26 protein-coding genes and 2 pseudogenes are annotated in these 24,228 nt (G+C 72.3%); 12 read left to right on the top strand and 16 right to left on the bottom strand.

Translation table 11 applies throughout. The features are described from left to right. Nucleotides 1-43 precede the first annotated feature (43 nt). Nucleotides 44-970 (bottom strand): ribonuclease Z, encoded by a 927-nt coding sequence (locus ADL05_RS14260; protein WP_053617433.1) that lies wholly within the window; start codon nt 968-970, stop codon nt 44-46. A gap of 190 nt (nt 971-1,160) precedes the next feature. Between ADL05_RS14260 and ADL05_RS14255 the strand changes: the two genes are divergently transcribed. Together ADL05_RS14255 and ADL05_RS14250 are read left to right on the top strand one after the other, a co-directional pair. Beyond that, nucleotides 1,161-1,592, top strand: coding sequence for a helix-turn-helix domain-containing protein (locus tag ADL05_RS14255; RefSeq protein WP_053617453.1), 432 nt, complete (start codon nt 1,161-1,163; stop codon nt 1,590-1,592). Beyond that, the gene (locus ADL05_RS14250) at nt 1,589-2,428 is read left to right on the top strand and encodes an alpha/beta fold hydrolase (protein ID WP_053617432.1); all 840 of its coding nucleotides are present in this window, start codon (nt 1,589-1,591) and stop codon (nt 2,426-2,428) included. Before ADL05_RS14255 ends, ADL05_RS14250 begins: the two co-directional genes overlap by 4 nt. A gap of 194 nt (nt 2,429-2,622) precedes the next feature. On the opposite strand, the gene ADL05_RS14245 is transcribed toward ADL05_RS14250, so the two are convergent. Both ADL05_RS14245 and ADL05_RS14240 read right to left on the bottom strand, forming a co-directional pair. After that, entirely contained in the window at nt 2,623-3,045 is a 423-nt protein-coding gene (locus ADL05_RS14245) for a hypothetical protein (RefSeq protein WP_053617431.1), read from the bottom strand. A 46-nt stretch (nt 3,046-3,091) separates the two neighbouring features. Further along, the gene (locus tag ADL05_RS14240) at nt 3,092-4,045 is read right to left on the bottom strand and encodes a hypothetical protein (protein ID WP_053617430.1); all 954 of its coding nucleotides are present in this window, start codon (nt 4,043-4,045) and stop codon (nt 3,092-3,094) included. A 126-nt stretch (nt 4,046-4,171) separates the two neighbouring features. Between ADL05_RS14240 and ADL05_RS14235 the strand changes: the two genes are divergently transcribed. After that, nucleotides 4,172-5,173: a helix-turn-helix transcriptional regulator gene (locus tag ADL05_RS14235; RefSeq protein ID WP_053617429.1), complete on the top strand. Its 1,002-nt coding sequence runs from the start codon at nt 4,172-4,174 to the stop codon at nt 5,171-5,173. A 644-nt stretch (nt 5,174-5,817) separates the two neighbouring features. Here the strand turns inward: ADL05_RS14235 and ADL05_RS14230 are convergent. Further along, on the bottom strand, nt 5,818-6,066 hold the full coding sequence (locus tag ADL05_RS14230; RefSeq protein ID WP_156365841.1) for a hypothetical protein: 249 nt from the start codon (nt 6,064-6,066) through the stop codon (nt 5,818-5,820). A 305-nt stretch (nt 6,067-6,371) separates the two neighbouring features. Further along, nucleotides 6,372-6,737 carry a helix-turn-helix transcriptional regulator gene (locus ADL05_RS14225; protein WP_053617427.1) on the bottom strand — a complete coding sequence of 122 codons (366 nt, stop codon included), beginning with the start codon at nt 6,735-6,737 and terminating at the stop codon, nt 6,372-6,374. A gap of 53 nt (nt 6,738-6,790) precedes the next feature. Between ADL05_RS14225 and ADL05_RS14220 the strand changes: the two genes are divergently transcribed. Together ADL05_RS14220 and ADL05_RS14215 are read left to right on the top strand one after the other, a co-directional pair. After that, entirely contained in the window at nt 6,791-7,564 is a 774-nt protein-coding gene (locus ADL05_RS14220; RefSeq protein ID WP_053617426.1) for an SDR family NAD(P)-dependent oxidoreductase, read from the top strand. Between the two features lie 91 nt (nt 7,565-7,655). Beyond that, nucleotides 7,656-7,964 (top strand): PadR family transcriptional regulator, encoded by a 309-nt coding sequence (locus ADL05_RS14215; protein WP_053617425.1) that lies wholly within the window; start codon nt 7,656-7,658, stop codon nt 7,962-7,964. A gap of 94 nt (nt 7,965-8,058) precedes the next feature. On the opposite strand, the gene chrA is transcribed toward ADL05_RS14215, so the two are convergent. Together chrA and ADL05_RS14205 are read right to left on the bottom strand one after the other, a co-directional pair. Further along, complete coding sequence (gene chrA / locus ADL05_RS14210; RefSeq protein WP_053617424.1) at nt 8,059-9,282, bottom strand: chromate efflux transporter; 1,224 nt, start codon at nt 9,280-9,282, stop codon at nt 8,059-8,061. Between the two features lie 322 nt (nt 9,283-9,604). After that, nucleotides 9,605-10,066, bottom strand: coding sequence for a VOC family protein (locus ADL05_RS14205; RefSeq protein ID WP_053617423.1), 462 nt, complete (start codon nt 10,064-10,066; stop codon nt 9,605-9,607). Between the two features lie 127 nt (nt 10,067-10,193). Between ADL05_RS14205 and ADL05_RS14200 the strand changes: the two are divergent. The 3 genes and pseudogenes from ADL05_RS14200 to ADL05_RS31795 form a co-directional block, all read left to right on the top strand. Beyond that, nucleotides 10,194-10,700 (top strand): annotated as a pseudogene (locus tag ADL05_RS14200) (helix-turn-helix transcriptional regulator); the annotation flags it as partial. 228 nt (nt 10,701-10,928) lie between these two features. Then, nucleotides 10,929-11,423, top strand: a pseudogene (locus ADL05_RS14195) (DUF4158 domain-containing protein); the annotation flags it as partial. A 285-nt stretch (nt 11,424-11,708) separates the two neighbouring features. After that, nucleotides 11,709-12,281: a transposase gene (locus ADL05_RS31795; RefSeq protein ID WP_231640749.1), complete on the top strand. Its 573-nt coding sequence runs from the start codon at nt 11,709-11,711 to the stop codon at nt 12,279-12,281. A 245-nt stretch (nt 12,282-12,526) separates the two neighbouring features. Here ADL05_RS31795 and ADL05_RS14185 read toward each other — a convergent pair whose 3' ends face one another. Beyond that, the gene (locus ADL05_RS14185; RefSeq protein ID WP_053617420.1) at nt 12,527-13,000 is read right to left on the bottom strand and encodes a MarR family winged helix-turn-helix transcriptional regulator; all 474 of its coding nucleotides are present in this window, start codon (nt 12,998-13,000) and stop codon (nt 12,527-12,529) included. A 123-nt stretch (nt 13,001-13,123) separates the two neighbouring features. On the opposite strand from ADL05_RS14185, the gene ADL05_RS14180 reads away from it, so the two are divergent. Then, entirely contained in the window at nt 13,124-14,002 is an 879-nt protein-coding gene (locus ADL05_RS14180; protein ID WP_053617419.1) for a dioxygenase, read from the top strand. A 77-nt stretch (nt 14,003-14,079) separates the two neighbouring features. Next, nucleotides 14,080-15,015, top strand: a complete 936-nt coding sequence (locus ADL05_RS14175) for an NADP-dependent oxidoreductase (protein ID WP_053617418.1) — start codon at nt 14,080-14,082, stop codon at nt 15,013-15,015. Between the two features lie 704 nt (nt 15,016-15,719). Here ADL05_RS14175 and ADL05_RS14170 read toward each other — a convergent pair. After that, nucleotides 15,720-16,763 (bottom strand): Tn3 family transposase, encoded by a 1,044-nt coding sequence (locus tag ADL05_RS14170; protein WP_053617417.1) that lies wholly within the window; start codon nt 16,761-16,763, stop codon nt 15,720-15,722. After that, on the bottom strand, nt 16,664-16,993 hold the full coding sequence (locus ADL05_RS14165) for a DUF4158 domain-containing protein (RefSeq protein ID WP_053617416.1): 330 nt from the start codon (nt 16,991-16,993) through the stop codon (nt 16,664-16,666). The genes ADL05_RS14170 and ADL05_RS14165 overlap by 100 nt, the downstream gene beginning before the upstream one ends. Before the next feature lie 169 nt (nt 16,994-17,162). Here ADL05_RS14165 and ADL05_RS14160 point away from each other — a divergent pair, with 169 nt between their 5' ends. Continuing rightward, nucleotides 17,163-17,645 (top strand): WYL domain-containing protein, encoded by a 483-nt coding sequence (locus tag ADL05_RS14160; RefSeq protein WP_231640745.1) that lies wholly within the window; start codon nt 17,163-17,165, stop codon nt 17,643-17,645. 85 nt (nt 17,646-17,730) lie between these two features. Here the strand turns inward: ADL05_RS14160 and ADL05_RS14155 are convergent, their stop codons facing one another. From ADL05_RS14155 to ADL05_RS14145, 3 genes are read right to left on the bottom strand one after another with little or no spacing between them, the layout of a single operon-like run. Beyond that, nucleotides 17,731-18,450, bottom strand: a complete 720-nt coding sequence (locus ADL05_RS14155) for a Mut7-C RNAse domain-containing protein (RefSeq protein WP_053617415.1) — start codon at nt 18,448-18,450, stop codon at nt 17,731-17,733. 43 nt (nt 18,451-18,493) lie between these two features. After that, nucleotides 18,494-19,285 carry an SDR family oxidoreductase gene (locus ADL05_RS14150; RefSeq protein WP_053617414.1) on the bottom strand — a complete coding sequence of 264 codons (792 nt, stop codon included), beginning with the start codon at nt 19,283-19,285 and terminating at the stop codon, nt 18,494-18,496. A gap of 40 nt (nt 19,286-19,325) precedes the next feature. Next, on the bottom strand, nt 19,326-19,865 hold the full coding sequence (locus ADL05_RS14145; protein ID WP_053617413.1) for an MOSC domain-containing protein: 540 nt from the start codon (nt 19,863-19,865) through the stop codon (nt 19,326-19,328). A gap of 336 nt (nt 19,866-20,201) precedes the next feature. Here ADL05_RS14145 and ADL05_RS14140 point away from each other — a divergent pair, with 336 nt between their 5' ends. Continuing rightward, nucleotides 20,202-20,747, top strand: coding sequence for a type 1 glutamine amidotransferase domain-containing protein (locus ADL05_RS14140; RefSeq protein ID WP_053617412.1), 546 nt, complete (start codon nt 20,202-20,204; stop codon nt 20,745-20,747). 117 nt (nt 20,748-20,864) lie between these two features. Here ADL05_RS14140 and ADL05_RS31135 read toward each other — a convergent pair whose 3' ends face one another. The 3 genes from ADL05_RS31135 to ADL05_RS14130 all read right to left on the bottom strand — a co-directional run bounded on the left by ADL05_RS31135 (nt 20,865) and on the right by ADL05_RS14130 (nt 24,082). Further along, nucleotides 20,865-20,978: a methionine/alanine import family NSS transporter small subunit gene (locus tag ADL05_RS31135; RefSeq protein WP_082376383.1), complete on the bottom strand. Its 114-nt coding sequence runs from the start codon at nt 20,976-20,978 to the stop codon at nt 20,865-20,867. Further along, a complete protein-coding gene (locus ADL05_RS14135) occupies nt 20,978-22,543 on the bottom strand; it encodes a sodium-dependent transporter (protein WP_053617411.1) in 1,566 nt (521 codons plus the stop codon). The genes ADL05_RS31135 and ADL05_RS14135 overlap by 1 nt, the downstream gene beginning before the upstream one ends. A gap of 546 nt (nt 22,544-23,089) precedes the next feature. After that, nucleotides 23,090-24,082 carry a pirin family protein gene (locus tag ADL05_RS14130; RefSeq protein ID WP_053617410.1) on the bottom strand — a complete coding sequence of 331 codons (993 nt, stop codon included), beginning with the start codon at nt 24,080-24,082 and terminating at the stop codon, nt 23,090-23,092. Between the last annotated feature and the right edge of the window lie 146 nt (nt 24,083-24,228).

Below are 24,228 nucleotides of genomic sequence, written 5' to 3'. Positions count from 1 at the left end.
GTCGTGGTTGGCGGGTGCCAAACTACACCATCGGCGGGCCTGGTCAGCGGCGGGGCGGGAGGGGGATGCGGTCCAGGTCGCGGGCCAGGTGGAGGGTGCCGTCGAACTCGGTGGCGGCCTGGTCCAGGAAGCGTTGGTCGTCGCCGTGTTCGTAGCGTTCGGAGATGTGGGTGAGCACGAGGGTGCGTGCGCCGGCGCGGGCGGCGATGCGGGCGGCCTGGCGTGCGGTCAGGTGGCCGTGGGCGCGGGCCAGGTCGCTTTCCTGTTCGAGGTAGGTCGATTCGATGACGAGCATGTCGGCGTCCTGGGCCAGGGTCAGGGCTTGGTCGCACACGCCGGTGTCCATGACGAAGGCGAAGACCTGGCCGGGGCGGGGGCGGGCGCACTGGGACAGGTGGACGGTGTGGCCGTGGGGTGAGGTGACGGTGCCCTGGCGGCGCAGGTCGCCGATCAGTGGTCCGCTGATGCCGTGGTGGGCCAGGGCCTGGGGGAGCATGCGCCATCCGTCGGGTTCGGCCAGGCGGTAGCCGTAGGTGGGGATGGAGTGGGCCAGGGGCAGTGCGCTCAGGTGCAGGTCGTCCTCGCCCAGTGGGCAGCTTCCTTGGCCGCCCACGCCCTGGCCCTGGACCAGGGCGCTGTCGTGGAAGGCGCTGGCGTGGCGCAGCCGCTCCCAGTAGTGGCGGCCGGCGTGGGGGTAGGCGACGCGGACGGGGTGGGTGAGGCGGTCGCGGGAGATGCGTTGGATGATGCCGGGCAGGCCGAGGCAGTGGTCGCCGTGGAAGTGGGTGACGCACACGCGGGTCAGGTCGGAGGCGGACAGGCCGGCGTGGCGCATCTGGCGCTGGGTGCCCTCGCCGGGGTCGAAGAGGATGCCGTGGTGGTCCCAGCGCAGGAAGTAGCCGTTGTGGTTGCGGCGTTTGGTGGGCACCGCGCTGGCGGTGCCCAGGACGTGGAGTTCGCGTGCGGACATGGCAGGGATCCTGCCACAGCCCGCCGGCGGGGGACCGGCAGGCGGAGGCGGCGTGCGCCGCCCGGTGGCACCGGGCGGGGCCGGGTGGCCGGTCCGGCGGCGGCTGCTCCGGGGCGCCACCCGCAATATTCCTTGTTTTCCTCTCACGTGCTCGGTTGTACTGGAAAACAGGGAAGGTTAGGGTGTGATGGTGGCAGAACATCTCTATTCCGTGGACCAGGTCGCCGAACTCCTGGGACTGCACGTGCGCACCATCCGCAACTACGTGCGCGACGGGCGGCTGCACGCCGTACGCATCGGCAAGCAGTACCGCATCAGCGCCGCGGACCTGGAGGCCTTCACCGGCACCCCCCTGCCCGGCCCCCCGGACGGGTCGGAAACGGCGCGCCGCCACACCGAGGCGTCCAGCATCGTCGAGATCGAGGGCGTGGACGCCCGCACCGCCGACCGCGTCACCACCCTGCTCACCGCCATGGCCTCGGGCCCCCGCCCCGGCGGGGCGCCGCTGCGCGTGGAGACCGTCTACGACCGCGACCGGGCGCGGATGAAGGTCGTCATCCTGGGCGGCCTGGGCGAGACCGCCCGCCTGTTCGACTACCTGGAAGGCGTCCTGGCCCCATGAGCACCATCTACACCTCCCCCGGCGCGGAGCGAGAGCTGCGCGAGCACTACCTGCGCGAGCTGCAGGCCTGGCCGGTCCCGGCCGAGCACCTGCGGGTGCCCACCGGGCAGGGAGAGACCTTCGTCCTGGCCTGCGGACCCGCGCAGGCGCCCCCGGTGGTGCTCCTGCACGGCTCGGGCGCCAACGCCACCGCCTGGGGCGGCGACATCGCCGCCCTGGCGCGCGGGGCGCGCGTGTACGCCGTCGACCTCATCGGCGAGCCCGGTCTGAGCGCCCCCGCGCGGGCGCCGCTGGAGGGCGGGGCGCACGCCCGGTGGCTGGAGGAGGTCCTGGACGGGCTCGGGCTCACCGACACCGCGGTGGTGGGCATGTCCCTGGGCGGCTGGATGGCGCTGGACCTGGCCACCCGGCGGCCCGAGCGGGTGCGGCGCCTGGGGCTGCTGTGCCCGGGAGGGCTGGGCCGCCAGAGCATGGGCAAGGTGCTGGGGGCCCTGGCGCTGCGGGCGCTGGGGCCGTGGGGCAAGCGCCGGGCGGTGCAGGCCATGACCGGGCTGTCCGCGCCCGAGATGCGTCCCGTGCTGGAGGCGGTGGAGCGCACCTTCGCGCGTTTTCGGCCACGTACCGAACGCCTGCCCCGCTTCGGCGACCAGGCGCTGGGCGCCCTGACGATGCCGGTGCTGGCGATCGTGGGCGATCGCGACCTGATGTTCGACTCGGCCGAGAGCGCCGCGCGCCTGCACGCGTGCGTCCCCCACGCGCAGGTGCGGGTCCTGCCCGGTACCGGACACGCGATCCTGGGACAGGGCGAGGCGATCGCGGAGTTCCTGACCGGATGAGAGACGCGCGGTCGGCCGCCGTGCCCGGAGCGTGACGGGACGGCGGCGCTGATCGGCGGGGGCCGCCCGCGGGTGGGGGCGGCGAGGGCCCTCGGAAGGGGGCGGGGGTGGCCTCAGCCACCGTCGCGAAGGCCCTCGCCGCCTGTGCGGGGTCGATCACCGGCCGTGCGGGGCCACCGTGATCGGCGCTACGGTCACAGGTTGGTCCACATGTGGGAGGAGATGTTGTTGTTCAGCCGCTGGCCGGCGCCGGCCCCGGTGTTGGCGTCGAAGGTCCAGTGGTTCAGGTTGGCCAGGGCGACGCCGTTGTGCACTCCGCGGCGGGCGCCGGAGTGGTTGAGCCCCCAGTAGACCCACACGTCGTCGAGGTTGCCCGGGTAGCCGTTGTTCCACAGCGAGGACGTGGTGTTGCGGCACGATCCCCAGTTGGTGGAGTTGCCCGACCAGGACGCGCACAAGCGCTTGAAGTCGACGTCGTAGTAGGCGTAGAGCCTGCCGTCGGCGGCCGGGGCCGCGGTGTGGGGGCCGGTGTCCGCGGCCTGCGCGGCGGGGGTGTGGAACAGGGTCGCGGCGGTGATCGCGGCGGCGGCCAGGGCCATCATGCGCTTGGTCCTCATGGGTGTTCGCCTTTCGTGCTGTGTCTGTCGCTGATCCGGGGCGGGGTCACCCTCGGTGGCGGGGGACTGTGGTGGGCTCGGCCTCATCGACGATCAGGCGGGCCCGGGGCAGGGCGTCCGTTTGCAGGCGCCGGTGGGTGTGCAGTGCGGAGCGGTGGCGCTCGCGCAGTTCCTGGCCGTGCTCTTCCTCCAGTTCGGTCGCGGTCCGTGCCAGTCCGGAGTCCAGGGCGCAGTGTGCCTCCGCCAGTGCGAGCCCGACCTCCTGTTCCGGGGGCAGGGCCTCGTGCGGGGCCAGCAGGGCGGAGCGGATGTCGGCCGGTGTGGCGTAGTCGTGTCCGGCGGCGCGCATGCACTCCGCCCAGGGCCGGACGGCCTCCAGGTAGCGGGGGTCCTGGGCCACGCTCTGGTAGCGCAGCGCGGGAAGGGCGTCGGCGGTGGTCCGGGCCTGGAACCAGGAGGCCAGGTCGCCGTAGAGCTCCCGGTCGGCCTGGGAGCGGCACCCCTGGTCGCTGCGGGCGAGTTCCATGCCGTCGGGTGTGGTCGCGGTCAGCCCGACGGGAGCGGGTCCGTTGGCGGCCACCAGTGCCTGGGCCCGGCGCTGGGGGGACAGGTTCTCGAAGTAGCGCTGGTTGGGGTCGTTCTCGCGTGCTCGTACGGCCTCGCGCCGAAGCTCGGTTCCGTAGCCGTGTTCGAGGGCCCACTCCGGATCGTCGATGAGGTAACGGAATTCCTCAACACCGGTGGGAGTATCGTCCGAAACGATCTGGTACTCGAATCCGTGGTTTTCCATGCATTCTCGGAGCAGGAGCTGTTCGGCTGTGGCCAGAAGGCTTTCCTGTTCCGGTGTGATGTGGGGTGTGGAGGAGTGGCGGTCCTGCTGGCCTGCGGAGCAGGAGGTGGACAGCAGGCCGGCCAGGGCCAGGGCGGCCAGCGGTGCGCGGAGGTTTCCCGAGCGGGCTGTACGGCACCGGCCGCGCCCGGCTTCCGGTTCCTCTTTCACGGGGTTTCCTTCCTGCCGGCGCCACTCACTCTTCGCTGATATCGCGATTATTATGAGCACTCGATTCGGGGTTCGTGCGTACGTTTTCCTCCTGGCGACACCATGGCGGCAATCGGGAAGTCTGAAATGTCAAAGAAGAGCGCAAATCTACGCATTTATTTCAGCCGTGACGACCTCATGCGCCTGCGTTTGGCCGACTGCGCCCATCCCCTGTGGGAGACCGTCAACAGCCTCCACATGCTCCAGCACAGGCAGGGCGCCCTGATCTTCGACCCGTGGCGCGCGGACGTGCACCGGGCGCTGCTGGACGGCGGCCCCGGGGAGCGCGCGCTGCGGCTGCTGTTGGCGCTGGCTCCCTACGGCCACTACTGCCCCGACTTCCTCACACCCACCGACGCGGGCCCGGGTCCAGATCTGGCGATCGAGTCCGTGCTGGCCACGCCGCGCGCCCGCATCCGCCAGGAACTGGGCACCCTGGCGGGCCACGCACGCTCGACCCCGCCACTGGACTGGCTGGCCTCGGGCGGGGCCGCGCCCATGCGCCTGCTCGGCCAGGCCCTGCGCACCTACCATCGCGCCGCGCTCGCCCCGCTGTGGACCCGCATCCGCGACCAGGTGCACACGGACCTGGCACACCGCGCGCGTGCTCTGCGGGTCGGGGGCGCCGAAGCGCTCCTGGTCTCCCTGGGCCCCACCGCGCTGTGGAGGCCGCCCGTCCTGGAGATCGACTACCCCTTCGACCGCGAACTCCACCTGCACGGACGCGGCCTGCTCCTGGTGCCGTCCTTCTTCTGCTGGGGCCGGCCCGTGGCCCTTGCCGACCCCGGCCTCCCACCGGTCCTGGTCCACCCCATCGAGCACAGCCCCGGCTGGGCACAGACGGCTCCACACCCGACCGGCCTCGCCCCGCTCCTGGGGCCCACCCGCTCCCGGCTCCTGGAACTGGTGGCCGAGGGCGGGGTGTGCACCACGACGGGCCTGGCAGCCAGGCTCGCCGTGTCCCCCGCCACGGTGAGCAAACACCTGAACGTCCTGCGTGGGTCACACCTGGTCCAGAGCCGCCAGGACGGCCGCTACGTCCTGCACAGCGTCACCGCCCTGGGCCTGGATCTGCTGCACGCCCCCTGAACGCCCGCGCCCCGCACCTCGGCGGCCCGGCACAGCGACTCACGCACCGGCCTACCGGAGCGGGGCCCGCAGTGCCGCGCCGGTGGCCCCGCACCGCGGCACCACAGGGCTCAGGCCCCGGCTCTGTGAGACCGGCCGCGCGCCGATACAGCGCGAGCTGTACCCATCTCGTTTTGCATGGTCGCACAGCCGCCTGAATAACGTTGCGGCCCCGGCCTGCGGGCCGCGGGGGCGTGCACACCCCTCAGAATGCCTGACCTCCGATAAGGTTCACTTATCGGAGGTCAAGATTGGGGGCTTTCCCAGGGCTTCAGGGGGTCAACGCAACTTATTACGTTATAGAGAAACGTTTCCAACGAAACGAAATTGACGGAAGCCCGAGGGGTGCGCCGCGCGGCCGTCGTTCCTGGCGGACCGGGCGATTCCTCAGATGAACTGGCGAGGCGAGAGCCCTGCGGGTTGGTCTGCCCCGGGGAGCGATCGGCGAAGGCCATCGGCACAGGGCCCTGCCCAACCGGCGCGAGGCCAGCCGGTGCGGGGGCGCGGTGCAGTCGAGCCGCCCGCTAGCCGGGCACCACCGGTCCCTCCCAGGCCCCGAAGAGGCCGTGGTCTACCGTGGCGAAATCGCGGGTGGCCACGTCCGGTCATGGCCACACCTGGACGCCCCGACCATGGCGCGGCACGCTGTCCTCGTCCTCTTTACCTTTGACACGAGGAGTTTTCGCCATGCTGTGGAAGAAGAAGGCCGCCGCGGCGGGGGCCGTCGCCTCCGTCGCACTCGGGCTGAGCCTGGCCACCGCCGCACCCGCTGCCGCCGCGGACGGTGAGTGGGTGCGGTACGGCAACACGAACCCGATCACCTCCAGTTCCAGCACCTGGCGCTGCGGCGGCACTGAGGCCATCTCCACCCATCTGTACGCGCAGGTGTGCGCGATCAGAGCGCCGGGCGGGGCGCACGTGCAGGGGGCGGTGATCGTGCGCAACAACGCCAGCTACAGCCGGTCCGTCTCTGCAGATATGGCCCTGTTTAGAGGTGTCGGTATGGGCGGTTGGAACTGTGGCACAGGAACCATCCTGTCGGACTCGTGGTCGGTGTGCTTCGGGTCGACCATCCGCGACCCCTATCCTTCGGGGGAGGTGATCGCCTGGGGCTACGCCAATGGCACAGGCTTCAGCGGCAGGCGGTCTCCGGGCGCTGTCAGGGGCAGGCGGCCGTGGAGTCGGCACCGGGGGCGAGGTAGACGCCGCTGCCCACGTTCTCGGCGCCGGCCGCCTCCAGCAGTGCCCCGACCAGTCCGGGGAAGCGCTCGTCCAGGTCCTGGCGGCGCAGCGTGACGAAGCAGCGGGTGCCCTCCTGGCGGGTGCGGGTCACCCCCGCGTCGCGCAGGACTCGCAGGTGGTGGCTGAGCGTCGACTTGGCCACCGGTGCCCGCAACTCTCCCCACCCGCGCTCGGCTCCGTCGGCGAGCACCCGCACGAGCCCGATGCGCAACGGGTCGCTGAGCGCCGCCATCACCTCGGGCAGTGACAGTTCCCCGGTCGCCGGATGGTGTGCACGTCTCATGCCCCCATGCTAGCTTGTTCGATATTCGACGAACAACGAACAATGGAGTCGGGTTGACCGAGACACAGCAGCACCAGCACACCGACCTCCAGGGCCGGGTCGCCATCGTCACCGGCGCCGGATCGGGCATCGGCCGCGCCACCGCGATCGCCATGGCCCGCGCCGGAGCCCGCGTCCTGGGGGTGGGCCGGCGCCACGAGGCGCTCCAGGCGACCGCCGCCCACCACCCCGGCATCGTCGCCCACCCCGCCGACCTGCGCGCCCCCGAGGCCCCGGCCCAGGTCGCCCAGGCCGCGACGCGTCAGTGGGGCCGCATCGACGTGCTCGTCAACAACGCCGGCGCCACCGCGATGATGCCGCTGGCCGAAACCGATGCGGACCGCGTCGCCGCGCTGTTCGCGCTCAACGTCACCGCCCCCAGCCTCCTGGCCGCCGCGGCCCTGCCGCACCTGCGCGACCGCAAGGGGACGATCGTCAACATCTCCAGCACCTATGGCCACCGGCCGCTGCCCGGCGGCGCCCACTACGCGGCCTCCAAGGCCGCCATCGAGCAGTTGACGCGCAGCTGGGCGCTGGAACTGGCCCCCGAGGGCGTGCGGGTCAACGCCCTGGCGCCGGGCCCCACCGAAAGCGAGGCGCTCTCGGCGGCCGGGCTCGCCGAAGCCGACATCGACCGGATCAAGGAGGCCGAGGCCGCGCGGATCCCGCTGGGCCGGCGCGGTGACCCCGAGGAGGTCGCCCAGTGGGTGCTGCGGCTGGCCGACCCGGGCACGACCTGGCTCACCGGGCAGGTCCTCACCATCGACGGCGGCCTCGAACTCGCCTGATCCCGGGCCGCGCCCCACAGGCCCCACGGCATGGGTGGCGTAGGATCGAGTCCCGATATCGGTTGCGTCACTGTGGGAGGCGGGTGCGGGGATGCGCGAGTTCCAGCGGGGCGCGGTGCGGCTGCACATCCTCCACCACGCCGCCGAGGAGGAGATCCACGGCGCGTGGATGACGCGCGAGCTGGCCTCCCACGGCTACGACATCAGCCCCGGCACCCTCTATCCCACACTGCACCGCCTGGAGTCCGACGGTCTGCTGGCCTCCCGGCAGGCCGTGGTCCAGGGGCGCACCCGGCGCCTGTACCGCCTCACCGAGGCGGGCCGGCGGGTGCTGGACCAGGACCGGGCCGCGCTCAGGGAACTGGCGCGCGAGGTGCTGGGAGACCAGGCGCCCGGGTGAGCGCGCCGCCGTGCCGGCCCCGGCGGCGAAGACCCCTGTCACGCCGTGACTGCCGGACAGGGCCCGGGCCTGGACTGGGCGGGGCCCTGTCCGGTCACAGGGCGAGGAACCCGATCGCACCGGCCGCCACCACGACCGCCCAGGCTGGAAGCCGCCACACCGCCAGGGCCACGAACGCGACCGCGGCCAGCGCCATCGTGGCGGGCGAGACCACGCCCTGGAGGAAGACCGGGTCGTACAGGGCCGCCGCCAGGACCCCCACCACCGCCGCACCCGCGCCCGCCATCGCCCGCCGGGCGCGCGCGTGGTCGCGCAGCCGCTCCCAGAACGGGAGCGCGCCCACCACCAGCAGCGCCGAGGGAAGGAAGATCGCCACCAGGGCCAGGGCCGCGCCCAGCAGCGGGCTGCCCGCCACGGGCATGAGCGCCCCCAGGTAGGCGGAGAAGGTGAACAGCGGTCCCGGGACGGCCTGCGCCGCCCCGTACCCGGCCAGGAACGAGGCGTGGTCCACCGCTCCGGAGCCCACCACCTCTGTTTCCAGCAGCGGCAGGACCACGTGGCCGCCGCCGAAGACCAGCGACCCGGCGCGGTAGAAGCCGTCGGCCGTGGCCAGCGCCGCGTTGCCGCTCAGCGCGGCCGCCGCGGGCAGGCCCGCCAGCAGCACGGCGAACACGGCCAGGCAGGCCACGGCGGTGCGGCGCCGCACGGGCACGCTCGCACCGTCCGCTTCGCTGTCGGTGCCCGTCCGCGCGGTGAGCCAGAACAGGCCCGCCAGGGCGCCCAGGGCGATGGCCGCGACCTGGGCCAGGGCCGAGGGCACCAGCAGGACCAGGACCAGGGCGGCCAGTGCGATGGTGGCCGGGCGCTTTCCTGCTGCCAGGTTGGTGGCCATGCCCAGGACCGCGTGGGCGACCACGGCCACCGCCGCCGCCTTCAGGCCCAGCAGCCACCCGGCTCCGGGTTCGGCGCCGATGGCCTGCACGCCCAGGGCGAAGGCCGCCATGAGCACGGCCGAGGGCAGGGTGAAGGCCGCCCAGGCGGCGGCCATTCCGGCGTATCCGGCGCGGCGCAGCCCGATGGCCATGCCGACCTGGCTGGAGGCGGGGCCGGGCAGGAACTGGCACAGCGCCACCAGGTCGGCGTAGGCGGCCTCGCCGAGCCAGCCGCGGCGTGCCACGAACGCCTCGCGGAAGTAGCCCAGGTGCGCCACGGGCCCGCCGAACGAGGTCAGGCCCAGCAGGAGGAAGGCGCGGAAGACCTCTGCGGCCGTTCCGCGCCCTCCCGGCGCGGTGGGGGTCGTCGGGGTCTGCTCGCTCATCTGGGCACCGCCCCGCCGGGCGCGCCGGTGGGAGGCGCGGGCGGCGGTCGCCCTGGTGCAGGTGGGGTCGGGGGTGGGTACACAGTCGCTTCCTTCCCTGGCGGGCTCACGCCGAGAGTTCCGATATCGCTGAACGATATCGGAGCACGTCATCGTGGCCGCCCGGTGGGGGCCGCTCCCGGGTGGGCGGTGTGCGGGGCCGCGGAACCCGCGCCAGATCACTCACGGTTCTCCACTCCCGTCGTGGCGTCCCCGGTGGCGGGGACGCCTTGGCCGGTCAACCTGTGCCCGGGTTCCGGTGGCGAGCCCGGGCGCCGATGGGTCAGTCCAGGCAGAACTCGTTGCCCTCGGGGTCGGCCATCACGATGAAGCCCGCGCTCCAGGGCGGAGCGGGTTCGTCGCGGCGCAGCCGTGCGGCCCCCAGTGCCACCAGCCGTGCGCACTCGGCCTCCAGGGCGGCCATCCGGGCCTGGCCCTCCAGGCCCGGTGCCGCGCGCACGTCCAGGTGGAGGCGGTTCTTGGCGACCTTGTCCTCGGGGACCTGCTGGAAGAAGATCCGCGGACCCTGCCCGCTGGGGTCCTCGATGGCGGACTTGGTGTTGCGCTGCTGGGGCGGTACGCCCATCCGGGCCAGGAAGTCCTCCCAGGCGGTGAGCGGGTCGGTGCCCTCGGGCACCTGGATTCCGGGCGGGCCTGGGTGGACGTAGCCCAGGGCCTGGCGCCAGAACGTCGACAGTGCCCGCGGGTCGTGGGCGTCGAAGGTGACCTGGATCGTGCGGCTCATCGCAGGGCTCCGTTCACGGTGGCGAGGATGTCGGGCTGGAGGTTACGGAAGCGGTCGGTGTGCATGGCCCCAATCTCGCACCGAAACCGGACAGGATCGGTCCGCTATCGTGCGGTGAATGGGCGACATGGAGGCGGCGGGCGGTGAGGGCCGGGGCACCACGGAGCGTGTGCTCACGCTGCTGGGGTTGTTGCAGCGGCGCCGGGTGTGGACGGGTCCCGAGCTCGCCGACCGGCTGGGGGTCACCGCGCGTACGGTGCGGCGGGACGTGGAGCGCCTGCGTGCGCTCGGCTATCCGGTGCACGCCGAGCAGGGGGTGGGCGGCGGGTACCGGCTCGGCCGGGGCCAGGACCTGCCGCCGTTGCTGTTGGACGACGAGGAGGCGATCTCCACGGCGCTCTCGCTGCTGGCCGGAGCGGGCGGCGCGGTCGCGGGAGCCGGTGAGGCCGCCCTGCGTGCTCTGACCAAGCTCGACCGGGTGCTGCCGTCCCGGTTGCGCGAGCGGGTGCGCACGCTCTCGGGTGCGGTGGAGTCCTTCGGCGGAGGCGGTACGCCGGTCGGTGCCGAGGTGCTCATGACGCTGGCCCGGGCCTGCCGGGAGGAGGTCGGGGCGGGCTTCGACTATCCCTCCGGGGCGGTGGACCAAGTAGGCCCGAAAGGGGCAACGGCACCACGGGGTCCTTCACGAACCGGTGACAGGTGCTGGTCTCTCCGGTCGGTTGCGGTCCGCTCACCCGATGCCATCGCCCAGGAGTAGGGGTCGAGGAGGATTGCTACAGGATTCAGCGGTAGAGCCGTGATCTGGGCGACGGTTCGGTGACGGCGCCGATTTGCCCTGTTCGCGGCCCCTACGTTCGTGGCCATGCCGCATGGATACCTCTCCGATGAGCAGATCGCCCGCTACGGCCGCTTCCCCGACGAGCTGTCGGCGGGCGACCTGGAACAGTTCTTCCGCCTGACCCCCCATGCCCTGGAACTGGCCGCGGGCAAACGCACCCCGCCCACTCGGCTGGGGTGGGCTGTGCAGTGGGGCACCGTGCGCATGCTCGGGGTGTTCCAACCCGACCACCCCACCCGGGTCCCCGAACGCGCGGTGGCTTTCGTCGCCGATCAGCTCGACGTCGACCCGGGCCGCCTGGAGGAGTACCGCACCCGGGCCCAGGCCGCCTAATAGCACTCCTGGCAGATCCGCGACACCTTCGCCTACCGCGAGTTCTCCGGCGGAGAAGAGGACCTGCGCTCCTACCTCGCGGCCCGGGTGTGGGCGAGCGAGGAAGGCCCCCGCGCCCTGTTCGACCGGTCCGTGCTCTACCTGCTCGAACACCAGATCCTGCTGCCCGGCCTGACCGTCCTCTCCCGGCTGGTGAGCGGGGTGCGCAAGGCGGAGAACACCCGCCTGCACCAGGTGGTGGCCCAGCGCATCCCGCACCCGGTACGCGCCGAACTGGGCGCCCTGCTCCAGGTCCCCGACCATGCCCGCTTCTCCGAGCTGGAGCGGCTGCGCACCGAACCCGACCGCGTCTCCAGCCCCGGCCTGGTCCAGGCCCTGGACCGCACCAGCCAGATCGCCGGGATCGGCGCCGGGAAGGTGCAGGTGGACGACGTCCCCCAGATCAAGCTGGAGACGCTGGCCCGGTACGGCATGCGCTTCGTCGTCCCCTCGCAGAACCTGCACGCCCGGGCCAACCCCAAGTACTTCGGGCTGCGCAAACGCGGCGCGACCTGGCTCAACGTGGTCAACGACCAGGTGATGGGCCTGGGCGGGCTGGTGGTGCCCGGCACCATCCGCGACTCGCTCTACATTCTGGATGCCCTGCACGCCCGCGATGGCGGCCCCAAGCCGGAGATGGTCATCACCGACACCGCCTCCTACTCCGACATCGTCTTCGGGCTGTTCGCGATCTGCGGCTACCAGTGCTCCCCGCGCATCGCCGACCTGGGCGACACCCGCCTGTGGCGCACCAACACCCGCGCCTCCGACGGGCCCCTGGACCAGATGTCACGCCACACTGTGCGTCTGGACACGGTCCGGTCCCATTGGGTCGACATGCTCCGCGTGGCCGGATCCCTCACCACCGGTGCGGTGCAAGGCTACGACCTGGTGCGCATGCTCTCCCGGGAAGGCCGCCCCACCGGGCTGGGGGACGCCTTCGCCCACTACGGGCGCATCTTCAAGACCCTGCACCTGCTCCAGTTCCTGCACGACGAGCCCTAGCGGCGCATGATCGGTGCCCAGCTCAACGTCTCCGAATCCCGCCACGCTCTGCGAGCCGATCGTGCTCACCGAGTGCGCACGGCTCGTGGCGCTGGCTGGGGGCCAAGCGGCTGCGCCGCGACGAACCGGCTCCGCCGCTCAGTGCCGGCTCCAACGTGATGGCCGACCCCGAGGGCAACGAGTTCTGCCTGGACTGAGATCCGTGCCGATCCGCGCCCGCGCGGGCGCGGATCGGCACGGACGCGTCAGCGCCCTTCGCCGTCCTGGCGCACGGTGGTGGCGATGCGGGACAGTGCGGCCCCCAGGTGGCGGCGCTGAGCGGCGCTGAGCGGATCGAACACGAGCCGCCTGACCTGCTCCACGTGTCCCGGTGCGCTCTCGATGAGCTTGTGCCGGCCGGTGTCGGTCAGCGTGGCGAGGGTGTACCGCCCGTCGTCGGGGTCGGGGCGGCGGGTGACCCAGTCGCGTGCCTCGAAGCGGTCCATGACCTTCGACAGGCGGGGCTGGGTGCTGTCGCACATCCGGGCCAAATCGCTCAGCCGCATCGTCGCCTGCTCGGCCGTGGACAGCCGGGCCAGGACCCCGTACTCGAAGTTGGAGATGCCCGCGTCCTTCTGCAACTGGCGGTCCAGGGCCGCGGGCAGGGCGATGACGACCGTGAGCAGTGCCTGCCACAGGTCCTGCTGCTCGTCGTCGAGCCAGGGTGAGTGGGTGTCCATGAGTACCATCATAGTTGCCCAGTCAAGTCACATCACTTGCCCAGGCATGTCTTTCTGAGCTACCTTTCACTTGCTGAGGAAAGTAAAAATACTTTCCTCAGCAAGTGAAGGAGACGATGCCCCATGACCACATCGAGTGGCCTGAACTCCCTGTTCCCCTCACGCCCGCCGGCCGCGGCCTACGACGACCTACTGGCCGACGCCCTGCCCCAAGCCCGCGCACAGCGGGCGTGGACCCCCTCCGACGGCCCCATGCCCAGCCTCTTCGTCAGCCACGGGGCACCGTTCACCCTCGACGACCCGCAGTGGCTCGGCGACCTCTACGCCTGGGCCCGCTCCATGCCCAAGCCCAGGGCCGTGGTCGTCGTCTCGGCCCATTGGGAACAGGCGCCGCCCGCGATGTCCGGGGCCGCGGCCAGCACCCCGCTGCACTACGACTTCAACGGGTTCCACCCCCGCTACAAGACCCTTCCCTACGCGACCCCGGACGCCTCCGACCTGGCTCGGCGGCTCGTGGGCGCGCTGGGCCCCGGCACGGTGCACGAGTTCACCGACCGCGGCCTCGACCACGGCGCCTTCATCCCGCTCATGGCCATGTACCCCGCGGCCGACGTCCCGGTCCTGCAGATGTCGATGCCCAGCCTCGACCCCGGTGCGCTGTTGGACCTCGGGGCACGTCTGAGGCCCCTGCGCGACGAGGGCGTCCTCGTGCTCGGCTCGGGCTTCATGACGCACAGCTTCGCCGTCTTCCGCAGCCCCGGGCTCGCCACCGACACCGCGGCCTTCGACGCATGGGCCGTCGAGGCCCTCGCCCGCGGCGACGCCGACGCCCTGGCCGACTTCCGCGCCAAGGCGCCCGGTGCCGCGATCGCCCATCCCACGGCCGAGCACTTCGTGCCGCTGCTGGTCACCGTCGGCGCCGCCGACGACCCCGCCAGCGCCGTGAGCGCCATCGACCGGATGGTGATGGGCAACTCGACCCGGTCGGTGCAGCTCAACTGAGCGCGCCGACCTTCACGAGCCCCCCACCCGATCGCCCCGCTGCGGGGCGACGACGCCAACACACAGGAGAAGAACCCATGAAGGCCATGCGATTCCACGAGTTCGGCGGCGCCGACGTCCTGCGCTACGAGGACGTCGAGCGTCCGCGCCCGGGTGCCGGGCAGGTGCTCGTGCAGGTGGCGGCCACGTCGTTCAACCCGGTCGACGACCACATCCGCGCGGGTGCGCTGGCGAAGATGCTCCCGATCACCCTTCCGTACGTGCCGGGCATCGACCTGGCGGGCACCGTCGCCGAACTCGGCCCGAAGGTCGAGGGGGTGCAGGTCGGCGACCGGGTGGTGGCGATGCTGCCCCTGGACTCCGCGGGCGGGGCGGCCGAGTACGTGCTCGTTCCGGCCGCGTCCCTGGCCCCGGCGCCCGGGTCGATCGAACTGGTCGAGGCCGCGGCGCTGCCCCTGACCGGCCTGGCGGCCTGGCAGACGGCGTTCGAGCTCGCCGCGTTGGCACCGGGGCAGAGCGTGCTGGTCAACGGGGCGGGGGGTGCTGTGGGCAGCCTCGTGGTGCAGCTCGCTGTGGACGCCGGGGCCCACGTGAGCGCGGTGGACGTGCCCGGCCACGCCGACCGGCTCCGGTCCTACGGTGCCCACCGTGTACTGGGACCCCTCGACCTCGCCGCGGGTCCGGCCGCCGTCGGCGGTCCGTTCCAGGCGGTGGTCAACCACGTGCGCCTTCCCGAGGAGGGGCTCGCGCGGCTGACGGACTACGTCGCTGACGGCGGTGTCGCCGCGAGCACCGCCGGGGCGGTTCCCGAGGCCCACGGCCGAGGGGTGCGCAGTGCGAGTCTGTGGGTGCGCAGTGACGGGGCCCAGTTGAGCGAGCTGGTGGCCAAGGTGGACGCGGGCAGGATCCGGATCCACGTGGCCGCCCATCGGCCGGTGTCCGACCTGGTCGGCGTGCACGAGGACGCCGGTGCGGGGCGGCTGCCCGGCAAGACGGTCCTGCTCGCCCCCTGACCGGGCTCCCCTCCCGCAGGGGCGTTCCCCTGGGCCCCGCCAGACTGACCCCCGATGGGCGGGCCTTCTCGGGTCGCAGGAACGGGCCTCCAGGACCCCAGTGTCAAGCCAAACTTGACGCCAGATCCTGGAGCAACCCTCCTCGATTTCCATGTCCCTCAACCACCGTCTCGCACATTTAGTACGGGTGCTACGCGTGCGAGACGACAGATCGGGCTCCTAGGAAGGGAGCTGTCCCAGCCCTTCGATAGCTGACCGTGCCCGCTCATGGGCGCCCTCACGCGACCCCGAGGCTGCTCCTTGGGCAAGCGGGGCCAGGCCCCCTTCAGCACTCGGAAGGCCCGCCGTCGAAGGAGGGGCGTCTCCCTGCACGCCCGGCGACGGGACAAGTAACCCGTGAGTAGCGACAGTCGATTCTGCGGCCTTCGGGAACGGGTGTAGCGGTGTGGCCAGGGGAACACCGGCCCCCCGCGTGGCCGGAGTTGCCTACGGGTCCCGGTCGCCCCGGAGGGACGCCCCGCCATGTCGCGGAGGTTCTTGTCCGAGGCGCAGGCGGGCCCAGGCCACGGCGTTCTCGATCGGCTCGCCGGTCTTGGGGTTACGGCTCGCCGGTCTTGGGGTTACGGCTCGCCGGTCTTGGGGTTACGGTCCTTGCGCGCGGCTCGGTCCTGGAGCCCGAAGGGGTGACGGGACTGGTCCGCCCTTCAGGCGGCCAGGTCCAGGACGGTGAAGTCGATCTCGTCCAGGGCGGGGTCGAACGCCTCCGGTTCGATCCCCAGCACGTCGGTGGCGTAGGCGCCGAACCGGGTGATGTGGGCGCGGATGTAGGGGGACAGGGCGGCGATCTCCTCGGCGGTGATGGTCCACCCCTGCCTGACCAGGTCGCGCACCACCTCGGCGATGTCCAGGGCGTTGTGGAAGATGACGAGGTTGGCCAGCAGCGTGTTGAGCTTGATGAGCTTCTCCGGCTCGTCGGGGTCGTTGTCGGCGAGCACCCCGTTGTTGCCGAACCGCAGCCATTGGGAGAAGTCGTTGTAGGACTCGACCTTGTTGGTGGCCGCAGTGATCCGGGCCCGCAGTACCGGGTCGGCCAGGTAGCGCAGCAGGGACACGGTGCGCACCGACCGGCCGACCTCGCGGAACACCTTGTAGATGCGGTTCTTGCGCGAGTTGGCGCGCAGCCGGCGCATCAGCGTGGCCGAGGACAGGCGGCCCTCGCTGATGGAGATGGCGACCTGCATCAGGTCGCGCCAGTGCCGCTCGATGAGCTTCCAGTCGATGACGTTGCGACCCCGCTCCCCGTACAGTTCGTCGGTGCTGGGGTAGATCACCTGGTCGGATGCGCGGAAGAAGGTCAGGTCCTTGAAGTTGCGGATGCGGGGCATCAGGTCGAACCCGAACAGGGTGGCCAGGGTGAACACCGGCGCCGACTGGCCCTGGGTGTCCGTATGGACGGTGGAGGGCTTGCCGCCGGAGGTGTTGTCGAGCAGCCCTTCGATCAGGTGGACCGAGAACCCCGGCAGCTCCACCGACGCATCCACCAGGCGGTCCAGCGCGGCATTGATCAGGTCGGGCGGGTAGTTCCTGGACCGGGCGGCCTCACGAATCGCCTCGGCGGCGATCTTGCGGGCCCGGGGCGGGTCGTAGGTCACGCCCAGGCGGGTGCGGATCTGCTTGCGGTGCCACTTGGCGGTGCGCCCCGCCCCGTGGTCGGGTTCGACGTCCTCCGGGTCCAGGTGACGGCGCACGGGCGCACGTGGTCGACCACCTCGTCGGGGACCTCACCGGCGGAGGGGAAGCGCGCCATCTTCTGGTGGCACTTCAGCGCGAGCACCACCGCGAACAGCGCCTCGAGGCTGTTGGTCAGCTTGGTCGCCCACGTGACCTCGTCGGCGGTAGGAGTGAAGGACAGGTGCAGCATCCGCGCTGAGGTCAGCTTCTTGAACTGCGGGTAGGCCGTGCGCTCGATCGAGGTCACCGGCGGCCCTCTCCAGAACGGGGGTAGGGGGTCGCGGACACGGTAGCCAGAGGCCGATCAGGAGCGTGGGGGTTTCACCGAACCGCAACCCAACACGGGCTCACATCACGGGCGAGCGGGGCCGTTGCCCCTTTCGGGCTTACTTGGTTCGCCCCCCTCCGAGGGCGGGGTGCGGCGCCGCAGGGTGGAGCCCTACCGCCTGGTCGCCTCCGACCGGCGCTGGTATCTGCTGGCGTTCGATCTGGACCGCGAGGACTGGCGCACCTTCCGCGTCGACCGCATGAGCGGGGTGTCGGCCCGGACGTGGCGTTTTCACCCGCGCCCGGCACCGGAGGCGGCGCCGTTCGTGCAGGAGGGTGTGGCGAGCCGGGTCTACCGGTACCAGGCGCGGTTCCTCGTGCACGCCCCGGCCGAGACGGTGCGGGCGCGGATTCCGGCGTCGGCGGCGCTGGTGCGGAGCCGGGGGAGCGGGCGCTGCGAGGTCGTCAGCGGTGCCGACGACCTCGACTACGGCCTCATGCACGTGGTCCTGTTGGGGCACGGTTTCGAGGTCATCGAACCCGCGGAGCTGGTGCGGCGGTGCGGTGTGCTGGCCGAGCGGCTGCGGGCGGCGGGTGGGCCGTCCGAGTCGGGCGCTTCGCCAGAGCCGTGAGCTGTCGGGCCCCGGCCGCACGTCCCGGCCGATTCCGTGCGGTGGTGTGAGCCGGGGCGAGGGTGGCGGTCGGCGGGTCGGTGGTTCAGGCGGTGCGCGCCCGGGCGCGGTCGACGATCTGGGCGAGCCGTTCATGGTGGGCGCCGGGCCAGTACACCCGTTCGCACGAGCGGCATTGGGCGAAGGTGTCGTAGGTGGCGCGGGTGCCGGCCCGGAGTTCGCTCTGGACCTGCTGTTTGGTCGCCGGTTCCACCAGTCCGTTGCAGGCGGGGCAGCGGGTGAAGGGGGCCAGGGGCGGGTCGAAGCGGCGCAGGACCTCCTGGAGTTGGCGGTCGGGTGCGGTGTGGTGGACGTGGGCTCCGGCGAGCAGGCCGCGTCGGCGCAGCAGCCCGCGGTCGCGGGTGAGCAGGATGCGTCGCTCGTCGTTGGCCTGCTCGACCAGGGCGTCGTCGTCGCGGTCGTTGTCGTAGGCGGTGTCCACGCCCAGTAGGCGCAGGCGGCGCGCGAGGGTGCCCAGGTGGACGTCGAGCAGGAACCGGGTGTGGCCGAAGGGTGTGTCCTGGGGCTGTTCGGGGGCGTCGATCTCGATGGTCTGGCCGTCGGTGGGTCGGTGGGCGGTGGTGACCTCGGTGCCGTCGGCGCGCAGGCGGCCGATCTCGGTGCGGGGTGGGCCCAGGGACTCGATGACGTGGCCCAGGGTGCTGGTGGCGTCGTGCTGGACGCGGACCTGGTCGCCGCGGTTGCGGGGCAGCAGGAAGAAGCGGAGTTCGGGTGCGAAGCGCAGTGTCAGGGTGACCTGGTCCATGCCCTCAGAGTGCCATGGCGGCCGCGGGCCGGGCCAGCGCCGGTCAGGGGCTCTCGGTCTGCCGCCGGGCCAGGAACTCCTCGAAGGTGGTGCTGCCGACCGTGCGGTCGGGGGCCAGGAGTCCGCCTTCGCGGCAGGCGGCCATCATCCGGCCCGGTAGGCGTATCGGGCGCACGCGCCGTTCCAGGTCCCGGGCGTCGAGGTAGGCGCGGGCCAGGTCCGGCAGGGTCCGTACCTGGGGTCCGCCCATGTCGGGGACTCGTCCGGCCGGTGGGCCCTGGGCGAGTTGGGCCAGGCGGGCGGCGACCTCGTCGGCGTCGATCGGCTGCAGGGGGATGTCGGGGCAGGGCAGGACGGGCAGTCGGGCCATGCGGGCGCAGAGCGCGCGCACCAGGTCGTGGAACTGGGTGGTGCGCAGCACGGTCCAGCCCAGCGGGCCGGCGGCCAGGGCCTGTTCCACGGTGTGCTTGGTGCGGTAGTAGCCCAGGGGCACCCGGTCCACGCCCACGATGGAGATGTAGACGAGGTGGTCGATGCCCGCGCGGCGGGCGGCCCGGATCAGGTGGGCGGCCGCCGGGATGTCGCCGCCGGTCGGGGAGCTGGCGCAGTGCACGACCACGTCGGCGCCGTCCAGGGCCTCGGTGAGCCCGGTGCCCGTGCGCAGGTCGACGGCGTGCGCACGCGGGTCGTCCGGGTCGGCGTGGCGGCTCAGGGTGCGGACCCGGTGTCCGGCGGCACGCAGCCGTTCGGTCACGGGGCGGCCCAGTGTTCCGGTCGCCCCCGTGACGAGGACGCTCTTGACCGCGGCGGTCGCGTGGGGGCCGTCGTCTGTCATGGGGCCAACGCTAGCACCGGGCCCGCGGCCGGGTGCGGGCTCACACGCGGTCCAGGGGAACGTGCGGGGCCCGCGGCGGGCGTACGTGCACGGCCATGCCGGGCTCGACGGTGCCGCCGGCGCGCACGACGCCCATCACACCGCCGCGCCGCACGATGGCGCCCTGCTCGTCGCGGTGGGCGAGGTGTTTGAGCAGGCCGGGGGCGAAGGCGTCGATCTGGGTGCAGGGGTTGCGCAGGCCGGTCACCTCGATGACGGACGTGCCCACGTTCAGCAGGGTGCCGGTGGACAGGCCCAGCAGGTCGAGTCCGCGTGTGGTGATGTTCTCGCCGAGCTGTCCGGGGGTGAGGGTGTATCCGGCGTCGGCGAGGGAGTCGAAGAGTTCGGTGTGGATGAGGTGGACCTGGCGCAGGTTGGGGCGGGTGGGGTCCTGGGCGACGCGCGAGCGGTGCTTGACCGTGGTGCCCATGTGGGCGTCGCCCTCCACGCCCAGGCCGGTGAGCAGGCGGATCCGGGGACGGACGGGTTTGCTGAAGGTGTGGTGGGCTCCGGCGCTGACCGCGACGACGCAGGCGTGCATGGGCGGTGCTCCTGACGGGTCGGGGGCGTGCGCGGCGGGATCCAGCCTGCCACGGCGGTGCGGTGCCCGCCCCCGCGGGGCCCGGGCTCACAGGCCCAGCGGTCCGGCGCGGGTGGTCGGGACCTCAGGCGGGCCGGGGCACCCGCTCCAGCGCAGCCGTTCGAGCAGGCAGGCCGCGTACGGGCAGCGGCTACCGGGTCGGATCCTCGCATGGCGGGCGCGGGGTGGGATGCGGGTGGGGCCGGTGTGGTTCGGGTGAGGACGGTCCCGGCCGGGTAGGGGCGCGGATGTGGCACCGGGTCAGCGGTGCCCGTGAACCGAGGACGAGGGGGAGCCATGGCTGACACGCTCACCGGTCGCCGGATCGCGATCCTGGCGGCGGACGGTGTGGAACAGGTCGAGCTGGTCGAGCCGAGGAAGGCGCTGGAGCAGGAGGGGGCGCAGACGGAGCTGGTCTCGTTGAAGGAGGGGACCATCCAGGCGATGAACGGCGACATCGCGCCGGCCGACCGGTTCACCGTGGACCGGCGGGTGCTGGAGGCGCAGGTCGGCGACTACGACGCCCTGATGGTGCCGGGCGGGACGGTCAACCCCGACAACCTGCGCAAGAACTCCGACGCGGTGGGCTTCGTGCGCGGGTTCGTGGAGGCGGGCAAGCCGGTCGCCGCGATCTGCCACGGGCCCTGGGTGCTGGTGGAGGCGGACGTGGCGCGGGGGCGCACCCTGACCTCCTATCCGAGCCTGCGCACCGACCTGCGCAATGCCGGGGGCGAGGTGGTGGACGAGGAGGTGGTCACCGATCAGGGCGTGACCACGAGCCGTAGCCCCGACGACCTGCCGGCCTTCTGTGAGCGGATCGTGCGCGAGTTCGCCAAGGCCTAGCGGTGCCGCCGCGGGAGCGGGGCCGTGCGGTGCCGATGCGAGCGTCGACACCCGGTGGCGGACGCGCGTGGGGCGGCCGACAGTGTCGGCCGCCCCACGTTCTGCGTGGTGTCCGGGCTACTCCTGGTCGGAGTCCTCGGGGTGGGCGCGCAGGTTGAGTACGGCCGCGAGCAGGCCGCCCCAGAGCACGATGATGAACACGATCATCATGACGATGGCTCCGAAGGACATCAGCGTCCCCCTTCCTCGTTCGTGGCCGGTCCCGAACCGGCCTCGGCGGCCTCGTCCCGGGCGTCGTTGGCGGCGAGCTGGTCGGCGCGCTTCCACGGGATGAGGGAGACGACGACGCCGAAGACGATGGCGCCGATCGCCACACCCCATCCAGCGGTGAGCAGGAAGGACATGCTGTAGCCCTCGTAGGCCTCGGCCAGTTCGGAGCGCAGGCTGTCCCACATCATGAAGCCCAGCAGGATCGGCGTGATCACGCCCAGGCACACCCGCCACCACAGCGCGAGCCGGATGGTGGAGGTGGCGTTGGCGTGGCGCTCGAAGTAGGGCAGCTTGCGCACGACCCAGCCGAAGACGATCACCATCACGAGCCCGGCCAGGGCGATGCCGTACTGGTTGATGAAGTGGTCGGCGGCGTCGAGCAGGTAGAGGCCCTCGTGTGTCGGGAAGAGCAGGATCGAGGCCAGCGCGGTGGCGCCGCCGATCATGAGCACGGTCGGAACGCGACCCAGCCCGGTGCGGTCCTGGACCGCGGAGACGATCACCTCGACGATGCTGATCAGCGAGCTGAGCCCGGCCACCACCAGGGAGACGAAGAACAGCACGCCGAACAGCGCCCCGGCCACCGGCAGGGAGGAGATGATCTGCGGGAAGACGACGAAGGCCAGTCCGGGGCCGGCCTGGACGACCTCGGCCACGCCCACGCCCGCGGCGTTGGCCATGAAGCCCAGCGCGGCGAAGACGCCGATGCCGGCCAGGAGCTCGAAGGAGCTGTTGGCCAGGCCCGCGGTGACGGCGGTGCCGGTCAGATCGGCCTTGCGCCGGAGGTAGGAGGCGTAGGTGACCATGATGGCGAAGCCGATGGAGAGGGAGAAGAAGATCTGGCCGTAGGCCTGGATCCACACCCTTCCGTTGAGCATGGCGCCCCAGTCGGGCGTGAACAGCGCGTCCAGGCCCTGCGCGGCCCCGTCCAGGGTCAGGGCCTGCACGACCATGATGAGGAACAGGAACACCAGCAGCGGGATGAAGAACTTGTTGGCCTTCTCCACGCCCTGGCGGATGCCCAGGGCGAGGATGGCCAGGACGATCACCCACACGCCCACCAGCGGCCAGGCCACGCCGGCGACGTAGCCGGAGACCATGCCGGGCGCGTCGCCGAGTTCGAGGAAGTCGCCGTAGAAGAACGCCTCGGGGTCCTCGCCCCACTCCTGGCCCACCGAGAAGATCGCGAAGCGCGCCGCCCAGGCGATGATGACCGCGTAGTAGGTGGCGATGACGAAGCAGATCGCGACCTGCCACCAGCCGATGACCTCGGCGGGGCGGGTGATGCGCCGGTAGGACAGTGGTGCCGAGGAGCGGTAGCGGTGCCCGATGGAGTATTCGAGGATGAGCAGCGGAATGCCCGCGGTGAGCAGGGCGATGAGGTAGGGCACGAGGAACGCGCCGCCACCGTTGTCGTAGGCGATGTAGGGGAATCGCCAGATGTTGCCCAGTCCGACGGCCGATCCGATGGCCGCCAGAAGGAATCCCGCGCGCGTCCCCCACTGCTCGCGAGGCTGTTGGACCATGTTCAGGTCTCCTAAATCATCCCGTAGTTCGCGATCCGCACCGTAGCAGGAGTTGGCCTCAAGAGCATGGTGGGACGCGGCTGGTGTGCAGGTTGGCGGGCGAACGCCGACCTTTTGGGCTGATCTGTCCAAGGTCGTGGGGGCGGCCGGATCAAGGCGGACTTGACGCGCGCCTTCAGCGGCGCTGCTCCGGGCGCCGCTCGCGGGCCGGGCCCCGGTGGCCGCTCCAGGCCTGCCCGCCGCGTGGGGGGCGGTCTCGATGGCGTCCGAGGACCGGATCCTCGCGCACACCCGGGGTTCCCGGCCCCCGCACCGGCCGGGCCGGGCGTGGTCGACCGAGGTCGAAGGTCACCGCGCCGTGGGGATGGCGCCCCAGGACGCGGACCGCTGGGTGCGCTCGGCGAGGATCCCGCACTCCCACGGCGACGCTGGACCATCGCGGTCCAGGACGGCCGGGTGGTCGGGCGGGTGCGGGTGCGCTGACCGGGCCTCCCCCGAACCGGTGGCCGTCCGCCCGCCCGGCCGTGTCCGGGGCGGCGCGCGTCCCTACTTCCTGTGCCGGGGGCGGGGGCGCAGGCGGGCGTTGGGCAGCGTCGGCGCGGGCAGCGGCGGGCCCTCGTCCCCGGTGACGGGGGCGAACCTGGGCGCGGTGCCCGGGGCCTCGCGCTCGCCCTCCCAGCGGGTGCGCGCGGCCACGATCTCCTCGTGGCCGCGGCCCACGAAGTTCCACCACATCACCAGGTCCTCAGCGAAGGGCTCCCCGCCGAGGACCAGCAGGTGGGCGTCCTGGTCGGCGCGGAGCCCGACCTCGGTGCGCCCGGGGTCCAGGTAGAGCAGGGAGCCGGCCTCCACGCGGTGCCCGAGCGCGTTCACCGTGGCGTCCAGCGCCAGGACGCCGTGCTCGAAGGCCGGGTCCAGGGGAAGGTCGACGCCGGTCCCCGCGGACAGCACCACCTCGGCGCCCATGAGCGGGGTGTGCACGCGGGCGGGGGAGCGGCGGCCCGCGACCTGGCCCGCGATCACCGTGACCCGCGCTCCCCCCGTCCGCCACACGGGCAGGTCGTCGTGGTGTTCGAAGCGGGGCGCGCCCTCGCGTTCGGCCTCGGGCAGGGCCACCCACAGCTGGGCGCCGTGCAGGCGCGCGGGCGCCTGGTCGGGGCTGCGCTCGGAGTGGGCGATGCCGTGCCCGGCGGTCATGAGGCTGAGCCGGCCCGGGCGGACCAGCTGGTCCGAGCCCAGCCCGTCGCGGTGGCGGACGTGGCCGTGGACCAGCCAGGTGACCGTCTGCAGGCCGATGTGGGGGTGGGGCGGGACCTGCATGCCGCCCCGGGCGCCGACGTCGGTGGGCCCGTAGACGTCGGCGAAGCACCACGCGCCGATCATCCGCCGGTTGCGGCCGGGCAGGGCGCGGCGGACGGTCATGGCGCGCGCCCCGCCCAGGGGGACCTCGCGCGGCTGGAGGAGTTCGGTGCCCGGGGCGGGTGCCGCGTTCTCCACGCACACGCGCTGTTCGGCCGGGTCGGCTTCGAGGTTGCTCACTCCGGTGAGGCTACCCACACCCCGCCTGGCCGGCACCCGGAGCGGGTCGGTGCCGCGCCCCGGATCCGGCGGGGTGGGGCCGCACGCGCAGGTCCGAAGGTCCCTCTGGTGCGGAGGGGGTGGTGTGCCGTACGATGGAAAGCGCT

Origin of the sequence: Nocardiopsis sp. NRRL B-16309, from assembly GCF_001279585.1 — a bacterium.
In the GTDB taxonomy this organism is placed as follows: Bacteria; Actinomycetota; Actinomycetes; order Streptosporangiales; family Streptosporangiaceae; genus Nocardiopsis.
This window is presented reverse-complemented; position numbering and strand designations above follow the sequence as displayed.

Coding starts and splice junctions, on each gene's coding strand:
- ADL05_RS14185 (WP_053617420.1), bottom strand. CDS start 13,000: ATGGACACCCACTCACCCTGGCTCGACGACGAGCAGCAGGACCTGTGG.
- ADL05_RS31135 (WP_082376383.1), bottom strand. CDS start 20,978: ATGTCCTTCGGAGCCATCGTCATGATGATCGTGTTCATCATCGTGCTC.
- ADL05_RS14175 (WP_053617418.1), top strand. CDS start 14,080: ATGAAGGCCATGCGATTCCACGAGTTCGGCGGCGCCGACGTCCTGCGC.
- ADL05_RS14155 (WP_053617415.1), bottom strand. CDS start 18,450: ATGGACCAGGTCACCCTGACACTGCGCTTCGCACCCGAACTCCGCTTC.
- ADL05_RS14245 (WP_053617431.1), bottom strand. CDS start 3,045: ATGAGGACCAAGCGCATGATGGCCCTGGCCGCCGCCGCGATCACCGCC.
- ADL05_RS14135 (WP_053617411.1), bottom strand. CDS start 22,543: ATGGTCCAACAGCCTCGCGAGCAGTGGGGGACGCGCGCGGGATTCCTT.
- ADL05_RS14150 (WP_053617414.1), bottom strand. CDS start 19,285: ATGACAGACGACGGCCCCCACGCGACCGCCGCGGTCAAGAGCGTCCTC.
- ADL05_RS14180 (WP_053617419.1), top strand. CDS start 13,124: ATGACCACATCGAGTGGCCTGAACTCCCTGTTCCCCTCACGCCCGCCG.
- ADL05_RS14140 (WP_053617412.1), top strand. CDS start 20,202: ATGGCTGACACGCTCACCGGTCGCCGGATCGCGATCCTGGCGGCGGAC.
- ADL05_RS14215 (WP_053617425.1), top strand. CDS start 7,656: ATGCGCGAGTTCCAGCGGGGCGCGGTGCGGCTGCACATCCTCCACCAC.
- ADL05_RS14225 (WP_053617427.1), bottom strand. CDS start 6,737: ATGAGACGTGCACACCATCCGGCGACCGGGGAACTGTCACTGCCCGAG.
- ADL05_RS14250 (WP_053617432.1), top strand. CDS start 1,589: ATGAGCACCATCTACACCTCCCCCGGCGCGGAGCGAGAGCTGCGCGAG.
- ADL05_RS14235 (WP_053617429.1), top strand. CDS start 4,172: ATGTCAAAGAAGAGCGCAAATCTACGCATTTATTTCAGCCGTGACGAC.
- ADL05_RS31795 (WP_231640749.1), top strand. CDS start 11,709: ATGCGCTTCGTCGTCCCCTCGCAGAACCTGCACGCCCGGGCCAACCCC.
- ADL05_RS14145 (WP_053617413.1), bottom strand. CDS start 19,865: ATGCACGCCTGCGTCGTCGCGGTCAGCGCCGGAGCCCACCACACCTTC.
- chrA (WP_053617424.1), bottom strand. CDS start 9,282: ATGAGCGAGCAGACCCCGACGACCCCCACCGCGCCGGGAGGGCGCGGA.
- ADL05_RS14260 (WP_053617433.1), bottom strand. CDS start 970: ATGTCCGCACGCGAACTCCACGTCCTGGGCACCGCCAGCGCGGTGCCC.
- ADL05_RS14205 (WP_053617423.1), bottom strand. CDS start 10,066: ATGAGCCGCACGATCCAGGTCACCTTCGACGCCCACGACCCGCGGGCA.